This is a genomic window from Mesobacillus jeotgali, from assembly GCF_900166585.1.
In the GTDB taxonomy this organism is placed as follows: Bacteria; Bacillota; Bacilli; order Bacillales; family Cytobacillaceae; genus Mesobacillus; species Mesobacillus jeotgali_A.
This window is the reverse complement of sequence record NZ_FVZC01000009.1, coordinates 295,962-313,196: the sequence shown is the minus strand read 5'-3', so window position 1 is coordinate 313,196 and position 17,235 is coordinate 295,962. Positions and strand designations below refer to the sequence as shown.

Genomic DNA, 17,235 nt, shown 5'->3' with positions numbered 1-17,235 from the left:
TATGTGATTCATTCAAGGGAACTTGTAAATTTCAAAAAAACCAAAAAGCTGTATGATAGCATTCATTACAGCTTTGCGAAAAGAGCGAAATGCTATTGAGTTGTTTCTACGTTTTCTCGGTTGGATAAGGCAAGGAGACCGCAAATGATTTAGGTAAAACACATGCCTAATTAGTTTCTCATATACCCTTACCCATATCGTTCTTGTGTTCTATAACGGTGCAAGGCCTTGCCATACTCTATGACCTATTGTGGTACTAAGAGAGAATTTCCAGCCATATTCTTATAAAAAAATCAATAAGAAGAGGTGAAAAGTTATATGGAAAGAGTAAAGGTGAATTTACAACCGATTGTAAGTAAAATAAACTTACCCACTGTTTTGAAAACTGCCATTTTACCGGGAGACTCGATTGAAAGATTATTTATTGCAACCCAAATTGGAGAAATCTTTTATATAGGTAACGGAGCTATTAAAACTTTTTTAGATATCCGCTCGCAAGTTATTAAATTGGGGGTTCGAGGCGGTGGCTATGATGAACGGGGATTATTAGGCCTTGCATTTCATCCACAGTTTAATTACAACGGTTTGTTCTATCTTCATTATTCAGTAGCTGGAACACAAGGCCCCGGTGCCCTTCCTGAAACTTCAATGCCTGACCCTTGTGATCCAAAAACTATAAATCGAAAATGGGTTAATAGAGAAACTCAATTTGATCATATAGATACAGTAGAAGAATGGATTCTGCATGCGAATGGACAGCCTAAAAAACGACGTACATTACTCAACTTAAGAAGGCCATTTTTTAATCATAATGGTGTCAATAGCTTAAACTTTTCACCTGAAACAGGAAAGCTAGTTTTAACTACAGGAGATGGCGGTTTAGGCTATGATCCATTTAATTTGAGTCAGGACGATATGGAAATTGCCGGTAAAATAATTGAAATCGATATAGCTAAAAATACATCTTTCGATAATCAGCACGTAGTTACTCGTTTTAATGAACTGCCTGCACCAATTCAGGAAATACTTACGGTAATTGCCAAAGGAGTACGCAATATACCAGGGATATCATTTCAAAGATATTATAATCATTATATTAAATATGCGGGAATTGTCGGACAGGATATAGTTGAATCGATTTTTTCATTCATTCATTATAAACCGATACCGGTTACTGAGCTTTTAATGAACTCTAGCCCCGCACAGGAAATCTCTATTAACTTTGGATGGCGAGGATGGGAGGGCGCTTTTCCTACTTCGATTATGAATGTCTGCTCTGCAAATTCGAATTTGGATGATAAAACCGTTGTTTATTACAGTGAAGCAATTGAGACAGCAGTTAAGCGGATTCAGCCATTAACTAATTATTATCATAGAGACCCTCGGCCCGATAAGTTCGAGGGAACTGCCCTTACAGGAGTCCATCCATATATGGGGAAAGCGATCCCCGCTTTGAATGGAAGTGTTGTATTTACCGACTTAGCCCGCAGGGAAGAATCGAGAACTCCAGTTAAAGGGGTTTTAGCTTATACGAGGGTAAGGCCAGATTGTAAACTAAATGATTATAATGTTATTGAAACTGATTATAATTTCGGATCGGAATCTGCTTATTATGTAAGTCTGGGAGCGAATCTAGACCAGACAAGATTATATTTAGGGGTTTATAGCTCGATGAAAGTGACTGACTTTAACCAAGGTACTGTTTTTGAAATCATTCCGTGATTCATAAATTCAGGAACATATCTTACAGGGATATTAAGAATTAAATTAAGCATAAATAAAACCAAGGAAGCGATTAGGCTCCCTTGGTTGTTTGTTTATCCAGGTGCGGAACATAGAATGAGTTGATATCGCAATTTTCTCTCATATAAGTTTCTAGGCTAACTCCCGTATACCTTTTAAAAAATCAAAAATATCCTGTATCATATATCAACAAAGACTGTTCCTGGACTTATACCTACCTGGCAATAATGTGTTGATTTGAGGAAAAACTAACTTATAAACATTTTTAGTCTTTTAAACATGTGTAAAGCAATTTCAACCCACATCCAGCTATAAAGAAAAGCAAGCAAAATGATCCCTGCGGTTGTAAGTAAAGAAAAGGAATCAGGGACGGATGGGCCTAGAACGGGAAAGTGGAAAATATATAAAAGAATCATCATTCCGGAACTTAAAAGAATTGTACCTGAAGTAATAATGCTTAGTCTCTTCCTAAAAAAGTAAAATGATGCTCCTATGCCAAGTCCTAACAATCCTGTTGTAAATGGAAATACAATTAATTCACTTGGCTGCAGGATAAATAATAATATAATGGTCAGAAAGTAGGACATTAGTCCAAGTGGAATGGATAACATAGAACATAACAAAATAGGTGCAGTGGCGAATGGACTAAAAAATAATCCTATACCTGGTAGAAGGCCACCTGCAGCCTGCAGGATCGCAGCAATACAGGCAAAAAGTGCCCCCAAAATAAGCTTCATGGTTTTTTTTCGTTTGTTGAATATTAGTTGAGTTAAATGCACTTCTTCAGAAATAGGCTTAAAAAACATTCACCTTTCCACCTCATGTTAAATGATATCCTTACCAAACATTATATTTATCATTTATTAGAAGTGAACCTATTCTTACTACCTTAAACAAAAGAAAGCAGGCCTTATAATGATGTGCCCCCAAAAGTCAGAATACACTCTAACCTTTAGGGTGCTCATTCATTATTGGACCTGCTTTTTATTTAACAATTACTTTCCCAACCATTCCTTCCTGGAAATGATAGCGACATATCAGTTCATAAGTACCGTTCTGTTCCGGTTTCACGGAAATGTTTTTTTCTTTTCCGGGCTGGAGCTCGATGTCAATCCCAAGCTTTTCCACTGTAAAGGTGTGCTCTTTCTTCCCTTTGTTTATTAATTTCAATGTTGTAGTTGTTCCGTTTGGAATCGTGATAACTTTCGGATTAAAGTAATCATCATTCAACTCTACTTCAATCACCTTAACATTCTCCATTGGTTTAGTTACAACATCAGACACGGCAAAACCGCCTTCTGCGCCTATAGTTGCCACAACCATAAACATTGCAAGAAAAACGATACATCCAGTAATCCACTTTTTCGCAGACATTTGTGATCCCTCCTTTCATATCCTTATTTTTTTCTAAGTTATATGAAATTATCACTCTAAATTAACAGGGAGTACCAAAAAGATATAATAGCAGTGGTTAATAAGTAAAAAAGCCCAGTTAAGCATGAGCTTAACTGAACATTTTTGACCACACATTTTTTTATAGTGCATAAAACATAGATCGCCCATTTGACGACCCATGGCCACTTTTTGTAAAAAACAGAAGAAAGACCAATGGAGCAAAACAGAAACAAAAAAAACCCCCTCTCTTATGATATTAAACCGTTCCGTTTTGAGGTGCTTTTTTTAAAATATGTGCCGAAATGACAGTTGTATTGGCAACATTATTGGTAAATAAAAAAGTAAAATTCGCCGTAGTAAAATTGGCGAGTACTTTTATTAGGCATACCAAAACCTTATTTAAATAAAACCTCACTTTCATCGTAATCTTTTAAAAAAGATGTCTTGTCCTTTATCGAAGCCCAGCAAAAGTAAAATAAGCGGAGATTTTCCGGTTAAATTCAGAATGGAGCTTGAATTCGGGCTAAATAAGGGAAGGTTTTCCGCTTATGCACAGCAAAATCACCCATTTTCGAATTTTTCGAGTCAATAGGCGGAATCTCTCCGTCTATTTCAGCCTTTTTTAATATTAATTACTAATTAAGCGGAATTATTCCGTCTACTTATCAGCTCTGGCGCTTAACCTGATCTCCCAACCGATAAGTGCGGGCCCTCTTGATCCTAGAGGCGGAAATCCGCAGCTTATTATCGACTAGCTTATAAGGATCAATAAAACTGGTACTTAAAACGGCATTGCAAATGACAGAAGTTTTGCCCCTCTTTTTAAGTGTACAATACTTATTGTCATTCATAATAATGATGTCAATTGATATGTCAAACCGTAGAAACCTTGATAAATAAAGAAAAAGACGTATGCCAATTCATACGTCAATTCCTGTGTCTATTAATATGAAAGCACCCGAAAACGGAACCCCTCCCTTATGATATAAGGGAGGGGGCTTTTCAAAAAGTATGATTCCTACTGGGTTCGAACCAGCGACCTCTACCCTGTCAAGGTAGCGCTCTCCCAGCTGAGCTAAGGAATCGTTTTTAAGTTTGTCCTGTCTGATGAGGACATTTATTAATATATACTGAATTCAGCATAATGTCAATAATTTTCCCATAAAAAATACCTGGATTATGTCATTCTTATCTTCTGGATTATCCTTTTAATATATTCATCTTCATGTGGTACGAAGTCCTTTTTGGAGACCAGCATCTCTTTTGGTTTCTTTTCGCCTTCCTCACTTACCAGGAAACCTTTAAGCATTACTTCTCTCGCTTTGTCAAACCATAGATCTTCAAAATCAGTCATACTTGCGACCATGATTCCAGAGACCTCTTCCTTTTGCAGCTGGAATTTTTCAAAAGGCTGATGTCCCTTGTACAGGAAAACATGGCATATCTCTCGATCAATGAATTCCGGACTGATTAGAGAATCTCTAATCGTACCTAATGGCTCCTCAAAGGCAAGGTCGATGCCAAGTTCCTCCTTCACTTCCCTCAGGCCATCCAGTGGATTTTCATGCGCCAGTATATGCCCCGCGGCCGTGATATCCAGCAAACCGGAATAATCTTTCTTAGCGGAACTCCGAACTTGAAAATAAAGAAAGTCCTCTCCGTTTATCCTCTCTGTAAACCAGCAATGAAATGTCTCATGCCAGTGGCCAGCTTTATGAACCTCAAATCTCGGAGCGGTCCCCAAACAGCTCCCCTGTTGATTAAAAATCTTAAGCATCTCACTTTCCATCATTACACCTCCATTCCAGATTATACCACTATCCATTTACCAAAACAACGAACGAATGTTCTAAAATAATTGAATAAAGAACGAATGTTCGGGTATAATAAAATTATAAAATATAAGGAGTGGATCCATATGAATTTCCTTTTAGAAAAATCACTAAAAGAAAGCCATCCGGTTGAAATGATTTATTTTGCAGCCAATAACCAGATTACACAGCGAAGAATTATTGTCAAAGAGATAAGGGGCAATTATGTTAAAGCATTCTGTTTCCTTAGAAATGATGAACGTTTATTCAAAGTTGACAACATCCTATCCGTCATGCCAGAAAAAAGGCAATTCCTCAAGACCAGTTAAAAAAAGAAGCCCCCGGAATGAGGACTTCTTAAAAATCAACTCGCTGTACTTGGCTTAGGGGTATTATTTCTTTTGATCAGTAATTGCAATGCAATTATTAATACAAACGAACCAAGACCAATTATATCGGAAATTTTCTCTGGATATATCAGCAGCAATCCTCCGATAATGGCTATAACTCTTTCATACCAGAACAAGCCCCTTAACCAATGCCCTATGATACCTGCTCCGATTAATATCATTCCTGATAACGCAGTAAAGACTACCCAAATCAACTCATACCAGGTTGTATCAATCATCAGCATTTGTGGTGACAGAACAAAAATGTAAGGAATGATAAACGCAGCAATCGCTAGTTTTGAAGACATGATACCTGTTTTTAAAGGTTCACCGCCTGATACACCGGCTGCGGCAAATGCAGCTAGGGCTACAGGTGGCGTTATATCTGCGATGATTCCAAAATAGAAAACAAAGAGATGTGCTGACAAATCCGGTACACCAAGCATTATGATTGCCGGGGCTGCAATAGTTGAAGTGATAACATAGTTTGCAGTTGTTGGTGAACCCATTCCTAGAATCAGGGAGGCAATCATAGTAAAGATCAAGGTAGGGATTAAAGCTCCGCCAGCAAGATCCAAAAGACCATTTGCAAGTTTCAACCCTAAACCCGTCTTGGTTACAACACCTACAATAATACCAGCTGCTGCTGTTGCAGCTACAACGCCAAGTGCAGAACGGGCACCGTCTACAAGGGCTGCTATAATACCTTTAAATCCTACTCGTGTTTCTTTTCTAATCGCACTCACAACTACCGTAATCACGATACTCCAAATGGCAGATCTCATGACACTCATTCCAGATAACATCAGGATCATGATAGCCACAATGGGAACAAGCAAATAAAGTTTGGAAATGATTTCTTTCTTCCCAGGGATTTCGTCATCTCTTAATCCTCTAAGCCCAACCCTTTTTGCTTCAAAATGTGTCATGATCCAAATTCCTGTAAAATACAGAACAGCAGGAATAGCTGCTGCTTTCGCAATGTCCCAATAACTGATCCCACCGCCAATAAATTCAACCATCAAGAAAGCAGCAGCGCCCATAATTGGAGGCATCAGCTGGCCGCCTGTTGAAGCAGAAGCTTCTACAGCCCCGGAGAATTCTTTTCCGTATCCTAATTTTTTCATCATCGGAATAGTAAAAGCTCCAGATTGAACGACGTTAGCAACCGAGCTTCCGCTTATGGTCCCTTGTAAAGCACTGGAAAAAATAGCAACCTTCGCAGGTCCGCCAATTCTCTTTCCTGCAATAAACACAGCTAGATCATTAAAGTATTGGCCAACACCTGTTTTTTCAAGGAATGAACCAAACAGCAAAAATAAGAAGATAAACGTGGACGATACACCCAGGGGCGTTCCAAGAATCCCCTCGGTTGTAAAGAACATCGTTTGGATCAAGCTGTCAACATCCAGTCCACGGTGTGCCAGGAATCCCGGCATATAAGGACCGTACAATGCATACACCATGAATAAGGCCGCAATAATCATAATTGGCAGTCCTACTGTTCTTCTGGTAGCTTCAAGAACGAGTAAGATTGCTGCTAGTCCAATATAAAAATCAACTGGTGTAAGTCTTCCTACCCTGTTTACCAGCTCGTCTATCATTAAAGGCCAATAAGCTCCAACAGCGACCGCAACCAGTGCTAAAACGATATCATACCAGGCAACTTTATTTTTCGAAAGATTTTTTTTGCGCGCTGGAAACAAAAGGAATATTAGTGCAAGTGCAAATCCTAAATGGATAGATCGCTGAAGCTGTGCAGTCAATACACCGAATATCGAAGTGTATAGCTGGAACAATGAGAATGTCAGCAATAAGATAAATACAACCATCCCCAATATTCCTTTTAGTTTCCTTGAAGCAGCTTCTGGGTCATATTTTTCCATCAACTCCTGCTGCTGTTCGAGTGTTAATGTTTCATTATTTGTTGTGCTCAAGGATATTCACTCCTTCCATTTGCTGTAAAATATTTATTTTTTTCACCTGTATCCTTACCCTGGTCCCTGGCTCAATTGCTTTTGTTAGCGGGAAGGATATATGGCCCTGAACAAAAGTATGGTTAGCACGGACCTTACCGACACGCAGGATGAATTGCTCGAACCTTCTGTTCATATTTTTTATATAGTATTTGCCATCCTTCATTTCAAAGGTTTCACCTTCTGCAACTTCTGACGGCATTCCGATTGCAAAGTCCTCGTACTCCAATTCATATTGGCGGATTTCCTTTTGCTCCGTAATTTGATAGCTTTCAATGACATCTGTAAGATGGATAGAGTGCTTATATTTTATCTTGAAGGTTTCACCGGCCGAGATTGGAACAAAGCATAGAATTTTATCTCGGTCCGGCTCAACAAAAACAAGAGCTTGTTTAGAAGGTATGTATAAGAAAATTATCGCCAAAAAGAGAAAGAGGAACAACAGAACGAAGAGATAACTCTTCTTAATTGATTTCATTTTAATCCTGCCTCGCCCGTCTATTGTCCAATTATAGAGGTTAATTATTAAAGAATAAAAAAGACCGGATGAAATTTCGGTCTTCCTTTCGCAGAATTCAGCTGGAACTCAATAAGAGCAGAATAGGAATTGACCGGACAGAGCCCTGTTTAAAGGGTTTTGTCCGGTCAATGTCTATCTATTACTCCGAAGCCTTGATTCCCTTTTCATCAAAATACTTTTGAGCTCCTGGGTGAACATCAATTCCAACGCCATTCAAAGCATTTTCAGGTTTGATTTGTTTTGCTTTTGCATGTTGAACCTTATCAAGATTCTCAAAAATAGCCTTCGTGATATCATAGACAACATCATTAGAAAGCTCTGCTTTTACAACAAGCATTGCCTGAACTGCAACAGTTGGAACTGCCGCACCAATTTTATAAGTTCCGCTAGCGATTTCTTCTTTAGTATAATATGGATATTTTTCAATAAGCTTATCGGCTTTATCAGCATCTACAGGTACTATGACAACTTTGTCTGTAGCAGAAAGTTCTTCTACAGCAGCAGTCGGATGTCCAGCAGTTACAAACGCAGCATCGATATTTCCATCTTTAATACCGCTGACTGATTCATCAAAGCTCAAATCTTGCTTCTCAATATCATCAAGTGTCATGCCATATACCTCAAGGATTTGCTCGGCATTAGCTGCAGTACCAGATCCCGGTGCACCAATTGAAACCTTCTTGCCTTTTAGATCCTCGACCGTTTTGATTCCTGACTTTTCTGTAGTTACGATTTGGATTGTTTCAGGATATAGTGTGCCAATTGCTTTGATATTGTCAATCGCATTTCCGTCAAACATAAGTTTTCCTTCTGTTGCATAGGAAGCAATATCAGTTTGTGTGAATGCGATTTCACCTTTATCGTCTTTAATGCTCTGCATGTTTTCCGCAGAAGCTCCTGTAGTTTCAGCATTCGTATCAATCCCAGTTGCGTCAGTAACAATGTTGGCAAATGCGCCACCCAACGGGAAGTATGTACCCCCTGTCCCACCAGTAAGGATGCTCATGAATTTTGGTTTTTCTTCTTTTTGTCCCTCGCCGCCCTTTTCTTCAGAGCCGCCTCCGCATGCTGCAAGAACCATTGAAAGAACAAGCATCAATGCCGCGAACAAAATTAACTTTCTTTTTTTCATCAGATTTCCCCCTTATTATTTAGAATTTTTCAACATAATCTTAACATAAGACTTCACACAATTGTCAAAAAAATTACTTGCTATTTAAATTTCTCGATAGATTACCTGAAAAGCTTTTTCGAAACACATATGCTAAAATCGTGTTGATAGATAAAAGAATATTTTTAAGTTCGACATTTGGAGGTAAATATGGATTTTCCTATGGGCAAAATTGAAGAAATCACGCTCCAAAGTAAGGAGCTGGGAGAAAAAATTACGTTGCTGGTATACCTGCCTGCCAACTATTCCCCCTTATATAAATATTCTTTGCTGATCGCACAGGATGGGCGCGATTATTTCCAGCTAGGACGGATTGGCAGGATTGCTGACGAGTTTCTTGGGAACAAAGAAATTGAAAACGTCATCATCGTTGGAATCCCCTATGAGTCAGTCGAGGATCGGCGGAGAAAATATCACCCAAAAGGGGAGCAGAATCAAGCCTATATCCGTTTTCTGGCTCATGAACTTGTCCCTTATTTGGATGAACAATATCCTACGTACCAAATGGGAATGGGACGCGCATTGATCGGCGATTCTCTGGCTGGTACAATTTCACTGCTGGCGGCTCTCCAATACCCGCATACTTTCGGAAAAGTGCTGCTGCAATCACCTTTTGTTAATGAGGATGTATTTTCAGCTGTAGAGGGTTTCAGCCAGCCTGAATTGCTGAACATTTATCATACAATCGGTGAGCAAGAAACAATTGTGAAGACATCTTCATCCAAAAACAAAGATTTCCTGACTCCAAATAGAGAGTTATCTAAGTTATTCAAAGAAAAAGGTTTTGGATACTTTTACGAAGAATTTAGCGGAGACCACACATGGACCTATTGGCAGCCTAATCTGAAGAAGGCAATTAAACGAATGTTTTCTTTATAAATGCTTCTTTATATTATATATTGCGAAAATTTGCTATAATGAATGGTAAATCATAATTTGGGTTTTCTCGTCAATACGAGATGCATCACTATAATGAAACGGGGGTACCTGCGATGAAATTCGGTATTGTCATTTTTCCATCAAAGAAGATCCAGGATTACGCAAATTCAATGAGAAGGCGCTATGATCCACACTATGCGTTAATTCCGCCACACATTACTTTAAAATCTTCCTTTGAAGCGACAGAAGAAGAAATCAAGGAAATTGCTAATAAAATTGATTTAATTTCCAGGAATTTCAATCCAGTCAGCTTGAAGGTCACTAAGATTGGCTCCTTTAAGCCCGTGAATAACGTCATTTACCTGAAGGTTGAATCACCTGAAGATTTAGATACTCTGCATAATCAGCTTAATTCAGCATTTGATGGAAACCAGGAGTATAACTTTGTTCCACATATCACTATCGGACAGAAAATGTCAGATGACGAGCATTCAGATGTTTATGGATCATTGAGAATGACAAAAGTCGAATTTGAAGATACTGCTGACCGGATCCACCTGCTTTACCAGTTGGACAACGGCTCATGGACAGTATATGAAACATATAGACTTGGAAAGGAATAAACAATCGTGGAAGTAAAAATTGTAAACAGCGAACAAGAGTTAGCAGATGCATTTGATGTGCGTAAAACAGTATTTATTTATGAACAGAACGTACCTGAAGAAGAAGAAATCGATCAATTTGAATCAGAATCCGTTCATTTTGTGTTATATGATGATTACGGAAAAGCGGCTGGGGCTGGAAGATTTCGTGTATTGGACGGAGTCGGTAAGGGTGAACGGATTTGTGTCCTAAAAGAAAACCGTAAAACTGGAGCTGGTGTCGCAGTCATGAATAAAATCGAGGATTATGCCAGTTCAAAAGGAATTAGAACACTGAAATTGAATGCACAGACACACGCCATCCCCTTTTACAGCAAGCTGGGGTATGAAACGATTTCAGACGAATTTATGGATGCCGGCATCCCACATAAGACGATGAAAAAATCCATATAAGTTTAAACCCCCATTCTAATTAGAATGGGGGTTTGCTTTTAAATATAAAAAGCACTACAGCTTATTTAAATTGACTCGCTGTAGTGCCTTCCTTTGCCAGTAATTTCTGCATATGCCTGGTTTACCACTAAAGGATTTACTTTTTTCTTATAGACCCTGTCGATACGAGGGAAGCTGGTTTCTGATGCTGCCAGCTGCATCCGTGCCACGGCCTGCTGTTCCTTCCGATCTTGCATCGGTGCTGCTGCTTGCTCCTGTTGTTCCTGGCCCTTTAACACAGGGTCTTCTTTCCGGATTCTGTTGACTCTATTAATCATATATGGGTCATAGTCTAACCCGATTTCTCGCTCAGCATATTGTATGTATTGATAGTTTGTCACTGGAAGAATGTATCCCATTTTAATATCCCCCAATTTACCGTTTTTTAATTCCTCACTATAACCTTCTTTCCTTTTTCCCTGTTTATGACCGTATTAAACTGCTATTTTTATATTTTTCTTTTTGCAGCCTGCTGAGATAACAAAAATCCTATATGTTATCTTTTCTCGGCTGAAAACACCTTTTGTTAGAAATTCTATTCTGGTATGATAAAGATTGTGCTATTTTTCATCCGGAATGAGGGGAAATATGAAAACAGCTAAGTATAACCAACAGGTAATTAGCCTTGAACAATATAATCGAAGTGAATTTCAAAAGCTTTATGATGATGGGAAGAAGGGAATGCTTTCCTGTTCGGTATGCGGAAGCCCTGTTCGCCTTTATCTTGGGATTCAGGAAAAACCCCACTTCTATCATCACCTTTCGGGAAAGGAAGACTGCCAGGAAAAGAGTTTACCTATGCCATCGATACAGGCTCCCGAGAAACAAGAATATATCGAGCGAAATGGTTTCAAAATCCCGAAATCCCGCTCTATAACTGCAGAGGCAGAAATCGAAGAGAAATTCATTTTCCCTCGGGAAATCAAAGTGCCTTCACCCTTTACCCCGCTTCCGCCAGCAAAACCAGGAATAAAGTTGGATTACATAAAACAGCTTAAACAAGCCGGAATCCATTTTGATGGCAATCAGGAAAAAGCCGTTACGGCAACAGATGGACCATTATTGATTTTAGCAGGAGCTGGAAGCGGCAAGACAAGGGTCCTTACCGCGAGAACTGCTTTCATGCTTGAAGAAAAGAAAATCAATCCAGGTTCGGTCATGCTTGTAACCTTCACCGCAAAGGCTGCTGCCGAAATGAAGAAGCGGATTGCTCATTATCCAGCAATGTCACCAGCCAAAGTAAACCAGCTGGTATCTGGTACGTTCCATAGCATCTTCTACCGGATTCTCTGTTATCATGAACGTGAGAAATGGTCATCAGACAAGCTGATGAAAAAAGAATGGCAACGAGAACAAATCTTGAAGGAAGCCGGGAGAAAGCTTCAGCTTGATGATAAAGAGTTTGCCTATGACCTCGCTCTCCAGCAAATCGGTTTGTGGAAAAATACGATGATCATGCCCAATGAAGTTAGGCCAGAGTCTCCATGGGAAGAAAAGGTTGCATTGCTTTATAAAGACTATGAAGCTGCTAAAGACAAACAGAATTTATTTGATTTTGATGATATGCTTCTTGGTTGTTATAAGCTATTTAAAGAACAGCCTTCGATTCTGGAAAATTATCAAAATCGTTTTCATTATTTTCTAATCGATGAGTTCCAGGATATAAATAAAGTTCAATATGAGCTCGTAAAGATGCTTTCTAGTAAACATGGAAATGTTTGCGCGGTTGGGGATGACGACCAGTCGATCTACTCCTTCCGTGGCAGTGACCCTGCATACTTGTTAAACTTCAAATCAGATTTTAAAAATACAGAAGTAATCATCCTAAATCAAAATTATCGATCTCCTCATGAAATTGTGGAAACTGCCAACACACTTATTTCGGCTAATCTTATGCGCCAGGAAAAAGAAATGCGCGCCCAATACTCAGGTGAGTGTCCTCCAGTCATCTTTCATCCTTATGACGAAGAAGAGGAAGCTACGATGATACTGACAGACATCCAGGAACGGATTGAACAGGGAGAGCGACCTGCTGATTTTGCTATTTTATTCAGGACCAATGCTGCAAGCAGGGCAGTATTTGAAAGGTTAGCCAACTCCAGTCTTCCTTTCCGGCTGGACCAGGATATCGAATCGTTCTATGAGCGTTTCATGGTAAAAGGTATGCTTTCCTTTTTGAGGCTTAGCCTGAATCCCGATAATTCTGAGGCGATTAAAAATATTCTTCCATCGCTCTTTTTAAAGCAGTCGATTTTCCGGGATTTACAAGCGAATAGCATCCTTAATGATTGTTCCATGCTTGATGCCCTTACCTACGTGAAAACTGGGCACTCCTTTCAGGAACAAAAATTGAAGAGGCTAATCCCGATCGTCAGCTCCCTGTCATCCATGTCACCGGTTGCTGCAATTGATATTGTAGAAAAGGATCTGGGGTACCAGGACTTCATAAAAAAACGCGGTAACGAGGGCAACCAGCTAGAAAAAGGTTCCGATGATATCCGGGACTTAAAAGTGGCAGCCCGGAACTTTAAAACTCTAGCCGAGTTCATTGATCATGCTGACCACATGATCGCCATGAACAGCGAAATCAAACGCAGCAGCAAGTTAATGACCGACGCGATTACACTGAGCACCATCCACCGGTCAAAAGGTTTGGAGTACGAAAATGTTTATATTATCGGAACAGTTGACGGGAGCATCCCGCATGACTACGCACTGGAAGCCTACAGGAATGGAGACCGCCAGCCACTTGAGGAAGAGCGGCGCCTGCTTTATGTAGCAGTAACCAGGGCAGAAAAAAAACTGTTTATTTCTGTCCCACAGAGAAGGCGGGGCAGGAAAGCAAACCCTTCCCGCTTTTTAGGGAGAATTTGATTTTTTGAAAAGGCCTGCAAGTGGGCCTTTCCATTGATTACTCCAGCGGAACGACAAGTAACTATCAGTTACTTTAAAAAGATACATGCCAAATCAGGACCTGGGGATTTAAACTCAGGTCCTGATTTGGCATTTAAGAATGTCATCATTTCTTGTTAATCATCTTTGAAATCTGTCCGAAATCAAGCTGTTTTCCATCCTTAACAATGGATTCCACAATCTTGTCTTCCATTTCTTTGTTTACCGGCTTATTGGCCAATTGCGAAACACGGCGGATTACGCCCCTTACAGTCTTTTCATCTTTAAAGTTCGCATTTTGAAGTGAATTAGCAAGTTCAAAAACATCCTTCATATTTACGCCAGTTTTCTTTTCTATGTTCTTGAAAAAATTATTATCCATATAAATTCATGCCTCCTTCTTTAACTACTCTATTGTATGAAGGAAGGTGAAAATGGTGATAGACAGTGCTTGGATGATTTATTAGCCCTTAATAGCAAAGCGAAAGCTGTTCCAATGCGGAACAGCTTTCACAGTGCTTTTCAATTAGTTGTAGAAGCTTGCTCCTACAATAATCAACAAAATGAACAATACGACGATCAAAACGAATGTTGAACCATAGTAACCACCGCCATAGCCGTAGCCACCGCCGCAAAAGCCGCCAAAACCGTAGCCCATTCTTCTTCACCTCACTTTTTATTACTCAATAGCAATATATGTAAGGTGTACGGCATTTGTATGGGCGAGCCCCCATCATGTATAAAAGTTGGATCGAAATTAATCGAGATCTGAATCAGGCCTTGCTATTTCTTTATCGTAAAGATCAATACTTATATCACCATTCGAGTCCATCTCTGCATAAAAAATGTCTTGCGGTTCATACCCTTTTTCCTGAATTTTTTTGTTCAGGCTCATTCTATCGACCCCTGCCTGCCTGAGGTTTTCCTCAATTACCTTTCCATCCATGTAAACCGACACTGGTACCGACTCTTTTTCGACTTTTGCATAGATATCTTCATTGGATAGCGGCTGTTTAGCTTTTTTTAATAAAACACTCAGTTCTCCATTTGAATCAAGGCTCGCAAATTCAACATCTGCCACTTTGAAAACACTTTTTTTGCGCAGCTGTTCCAAAAGTTCATCAATACTGTATTTTTCCTTACGCAAGTTTTTTTCGATTATATTTCCATTTTCAATAAATGTTGTTGATTTTCCTTCTACAATCCTTCGAAATTTCCTGTTTCTTAAAGAGATAACTGAAATAGCAAACGGGACGAATGACCAGACAATCATGCTGGCAACTCCGTCCCCAAGGCTGAGGTCTGGATCCATTGATAATGTCCCTGCAATATCTCCAACAGTAATCCCGACAATATATTCAAAAAATGACAGACTTGATAACTGCTTTTTGCCAAGAAGCTTTGTAATGATGAACAAGCCAATGATCAGCAAGATAGACCGTATGATGGTATTAAAGATATCCGGCATTGGATCATCCCTTAACTCTGGAATCAGCCTTTAGGTTTAAAGATCAATGCCCCGATAAAACCGAATATAACAGCAGCGGATATACCTGAGCTTGTAATTTCGAACATACCAGTCAGAACGCCGACCAGACCGTGCTGCTCCGCTTCCTGCAATGCACCGTGAACGAGCGAATTTCCAAAGCTTGTGATAGGAATCGTAGCGCCCGCTCCTGCAAAGTCAATTAAGGGTTCATAAAGTCCAAAGCCATCAAGGATCGCCCCAAGTACCACCAGTAAACTCATAGTATGGCCTGGTGTCAATTTGGCAATATCGAACAGCAACTGGCCAAATACACATATTAATCCTCCAATAATAAATGCCCAGAAGAACATTGGCAGCAATGTGTTTCCTCCTCTCTAATCCATTTCAATCGATACGGCATGAGCAATACAAGGTATTGTTTCCTTCTGTTGGAATGACAGCGGGGATAACAATGCCCCTGTCGCTACAACCAGTATCTTCTTATAGGTTCCTTTTTTCATTTCATTCAATAAGTGGCCATATAATACAGAAGCTGAACATCCAGCCCCGCTGCCTCCGGATTGGACCGGCTGGTCATCTTTATATATCAGCAGTCCGCAATCCTTAAACTGTTCTCTTGTAATATCCAGTCCGGCCTGCTGCAATAGTTCATATGTAGCAGCCTGGCCAATCCTTCCGAGATCACCCGTAAGGATTAGATCATAATAGGAGGGCTGTCGTTTTAAATCCCTGAAATGGCTAATGATCGTATCAGCAGCTGCAGGTGCCATCGCTCCGCCCATATTGAAAGGATCTGAGATACCCATATCGACTACCTTTCCAATCGTAGCGGATGTTGTGACGATTTTACCTTGTTTATCCGAGTTATCAGTCAGTACTGCTGCCCCTGCCCCGGTAACTGTCCATTGTGCTGTTGGAGGCTTCTGCCCCCCATACTCTGTTGGGTACCTGAACTGTTTTTCTGCAGCAGAGTTGTGGCTTGAAGCACCTGTTATGACCTTTTTGGCCCCTTGATAGTTGACGATAAAGGATGCAAGGGCAAGACCTTCCATTGATGTGGAACATGCTCCAAACAATCCGAAATAAGGTATCTCCATCGTCCTGGCAGCAAAGCTGGTTGGCGTTATTTGGTTGATTAGATCACCAGCCAGCATGAATTGCATATCCTCTTTTTGAAACTCCCCTTTTTGCAGAGCTGCTTTGATTGCCTCTTCAAGTAAGACTCTATGAGCTTTCTCATACGAATCTTCCCCCATCCACAAATCGTCATGAAGGACATCGAAATCATTCGCCAGATTGCCTGCCGCTTCAAAGGGCCCTCCGGATGTTCCCCACGATTCAATGACCGGGCGATTGGTAAATTGCCATGACTGCTTTCCAGCCAACATTTAGATCACCCCCATCATTGTCAGTAAAGTCTTGATAAGTGCAACGACAAACGCTGCAAAAACACCAAATAAAATAACGCTCCCTGCCAGCTTAAACATATTTCCCCCGACTCCCAGGACAAACCCTTCTGTACGATGTTCAATCGCTGCTGAAATAACTGAGTTTCCGAACCCTGTAACCGGAACAGCACTGCCCGCCCCAGCAAATTGACCGATATGATCATATACGCCGAACCCGGTCAGGAGCATTGAAATGAAAATCATTGTGGCGACAGTGGGGTTCCCAGCAGTCTGTTCCGTAAAATCAAAGAAGTATATATAAAAATAAGTTATCGCTTGTCCGATTGTGCAAATCAGGCCGCCAACTAGAAAAGCCTTGATGCAATTTTTCACCACCGGCCTCTTGAGTTCATGCTTTTGTTCAAGCTGTTGATACTTTTTTTGCTCCGGAGTCATCTTTTGCTTCTTTTTGTCCCCCATCTCGCCCA

General features: G+C 40.1%; 19 protein-coding genes and 1 tRNA gene. 6 read left to right on the top strand and 14 right to left on the bottom strand.

Going from position 1 to position 17,235, the window contains the following annotated elements:
- Positions 1 to 318 precede the first annotated feature (318 nt).
- Positions 319 to 1,722 (top strand): PQQ-dependent sugar dehydrogenase, encoded by a 1,404-nt coding sequence (locus tag B5X77_RS11585; protein ID WP_079508147.1) that lies wholly within the window; start codon positions 319 to 321, stop codon positions 1,720 to 1,722.
- Positions 1,723 to 1,991: 269 nt separating this feature from the next.
- Here B5X77_RS11585 and B5X77_RS11580 read toward each other — a convergent pair whose 3' ends face one another.
- The 4 genes from B5X77_RS11580 to B5X77_RS11565 all read right to left on the bottom strand — a co-directional run bounded on the left by B5X77_RS11580 (position 1,992) and on the right by B5X77_RS11565 (position 4,930).
- Positions 1,992 to 2,549, bottom strand: a complete 558-nt coding sequence (locus B5X77_RS11580; protein WP_079508146.1) for a hypothetical protein — start codon at positions 2,547 to 2,549, stop codon at positions 1,992 to 1,994.
- 178 nt (positions 2,550 to 2,727) lie between these two features.
- Positions 2,728 to 3,117 carry a cupredoxin domain-containing protein gene (locus B5X77_RS11575; RefSeq protein WP_079508145.1) on the bottom strand — a complete coding sequence of 130 codons (390 nt, stop codon included), beginning with the start codon at positions 3,115 to 3,117 and terminating at the stop codon, positions 2,728 to 2,730.
- Positions 3,118 to 4,150: 1,033 nt separating this feature from the next.
- Positions 4,151 to 4,223: transfer RNA gene (locus tag B5X77_RS11570), tRNA-Val, on the bottom strand.
- Between the two features lie 92 nt (positions 4,224 to 4,315).
- Positions 4,316 to 4,930, bottom strand: a complete 615-nt coding sequence (locus B5X77_RS11565) for an NUDIX hydrolase (protein WP_257391795.1) — start codon at positions 4,928 to 4,930, stop codon at positions 4,316 to 4,318.
- A gap of 126 nt (positions 4,931 to 5,056) precedes the next feature.
- Between B5X77_RS11565 and B5X77_RS11560 the strand changes: the two genes are divergently transcribed.
- The gene (locus B5X77_RS11560) at positions 5,057 to 5,278 is read left to right on the top strand and encodes a WYL domain-containing protein (RefSeq protein WP_079508143.1); all 222 of its coding nucleotides are present in this window, start codon (positions 5,057 to 5,059) and stop codon (positions 5,276 to 5,278) included.
- Positions 5,279 to 5,313: 35 nt separating this feature from the next.
- On the opposite strand, the gene B5X77_RS11555 is transcribed toward B5X77_RS11560, so the two are convergent.
- The 3 genes from B5X77_RS11555 to B5X77_RS11545 all read right to left on the bottom strand — a co-directional run bounded on the left by B5X77_RS11555 (position 5,314) and on the right by B5X77_RS11545 (position 8,966).
- Entirely contained in the window at positions 5,314 to 7,224 is a 1,911-nt protein-coding gene (locus tag B5X77_RS11555) for a TRAP transporter permease (RefSeq protein ID WP_079510209.1), read from the bottom strand.
- 34 nt (positions 7,225 to 7,258) lie between these two features.
- A complete protein-coding gene (locus tag B5X77_RS11550; protein WP_079508142.1) occupies positions 7,259 to 7,792 on the bottom strand; it encodes a DUF1850 domain-containing protein in 534 nt (177 codons plus the stop codon).
- Between the two features lie 181 nt (positions 7,793 to 7,973).
- Positions 7,974 to 8,966: a TAXI family TRAP transporter solute-binding subunit gene (locus B5X77_RS11545; RefSeq protein ID WP_079508141.1), complete on the bottom strand. Its 993-nt coding sequence runs from the start codon at positions 8,964 to 8,966 to the stop codon at positions 7,974 to 7,976.
- Between the two features lie 189 nt (positions 8,967 to 9,155).
- Here B5X77_RS11545 and B5X77_RS11540 point away from each other — a divergent pair, with 189 nt between their 5' ends.
- From B5X77_RS11540 to B5X77_RS11530, 3 genes are all read left to right on the top strand, one after another.
- Positions 9,156 to 9,884 (top strand): alpha/beta hydrolase, encoded by a 729-nt coding sequence (locus B5X77_RS11540; protein ID WP_079508140.1) that lies wholly within the window; start codon positions 9,156 to 9,158, stop codon positions 9,882 to 9,884.
- A gap of 113 nt (positions 9,885 to 9,997) precedes the next feature.
- A complete protein-coding gene (locus tag B5X77_RS11535) occupies positions 9,998 to 10,507 on the top strand; it encodes a YjcG family protein (RefSeq protein WP_079508139.1) in 510 nt (169 codons plus the stop codon).
- 6 nt (positions 10,508 to 10,513) lie between these two features.
- Positions 10,514 to 10,939 (top strand): GNAT family N-acetyltransferase, encoded by a 426-nt coding sequence (locus B5X77_RS11530; protein WP_079508138.1) that lies wholly within the window; start codon positions 10,514 to 10,516, stop codon positions 10,937 to 10,939.
- A 65-nt stretch (positions 10,940 to 11,004) separates the two neighbouring features.
- Here B5X77_RS11530 and B5X77_RS11525 read toward each other — a convergent pair whose 3' ends face one another.
- Complete coding sequence (locus B5X77_RS11525; RefSeq protein ID WP_079508137.1) at positions 11,005 to 11,337, bottom strand: hypothetical protein; 333 nt, start codon at positions 11,335 to 11,337, stop codon at positions 11,005 to 11,007.
- 229 nt (positions 11,338 to 11,566) lie between these two features.
- Between B5X77_RS11525 and B5X77_RS11520 the strand changes: the two genes are divergently transcribed.
- A complete protein-coding gene (locus tag B5X77_RS11520) occupies positions 11,567 to 13,852 on the top strand; it encodes a UvrD-helicase domain-containing protein (RefSeq protein ID WP_079508136.1) in 2,286 nt (761 codons plus the stop codon).
- 145 nt (positions 13,853 to 13,997) lie between these two features.
- On the opposite strand, the gene B5X77_RS11515 is transcribed toward B5X77_RS11520, so the two are convergent.
- From B5X77_RS11515 to spoVAC, 6 genes are all read right to left on the bottom strand, one after another.
- The gene (locus B5X77_RS11515; RefSeq protein ID WP_079508135.1) at positions 13,998 to 14,252 is read right to left on the bottom strand and encodes a sporulation-specific transcription regulator SpoVIF; all 255 of its coding nucleotides are present in this window, start codon (positions 14,250 to 14,252) and stop codon (positions 13,998 to 14,000) included.
- A 144-nt stretch (positions 14,253 to 14,396) separates the two neighbouring features.
- Entirely contained in the window at positions 14,397 to 14,528 is a 132-nt protein-coding gene (locus B5X77_RS11510; RefSeq protein WP_079508134.1) for a YjcZ family sporulation protein, read from the bottom strand.
- Positions 14,529 to 14,627: 99 nt separating this feature from the next.
- Positions 14,628 to 15,338, bottom strand: a complete 711-nt coding sequence (locus B5X77_RS11505; RefSeq protein ID WP_079508133.1) for a DUF421 domain-containing protein — start codon at positions 15,336 to 15,338, stop codon at positions 14,628 to 14,630.
- A gap of 23 nt (positions 15,339 to 15,361) precedes the next feature.
- A complete protein-coding gene (gene spoVAE, locus B5X77_RS11500; RefSeq protein WP_079508132.1) occupies positions 15,362 to 15,718 on the bottom strand; it encodes a stage V sporulation protein AE in 357 nt (118 codons plus the stop codon).
- 15 nt (positions 15,719 to 15,733) lie between these two features.
- Positions 15,734 to 16,747 (bottom strand): stage V sporulation protein AD, encoded by a 1,014-nt coding sequence (gene spoVAD / locus B5X77_RS11495; RefSeq protein ID WP_079508131.1) that lies wholly within the window; start codon positions 16,745 to 16,747, stop codon positions 15,734 to 15,736.
- Entirely contained in the window at positions 16,748 to 17,227 is a 480-nt protein-coding gene (gene spoVAC, locus B5X77_RS11490; protein WP_079508130.1) for a stage V sporulation protein AC, read from the bottom strand.
- Positions 17,228 to 17,235: the final 8 nt, after the last annotated feature.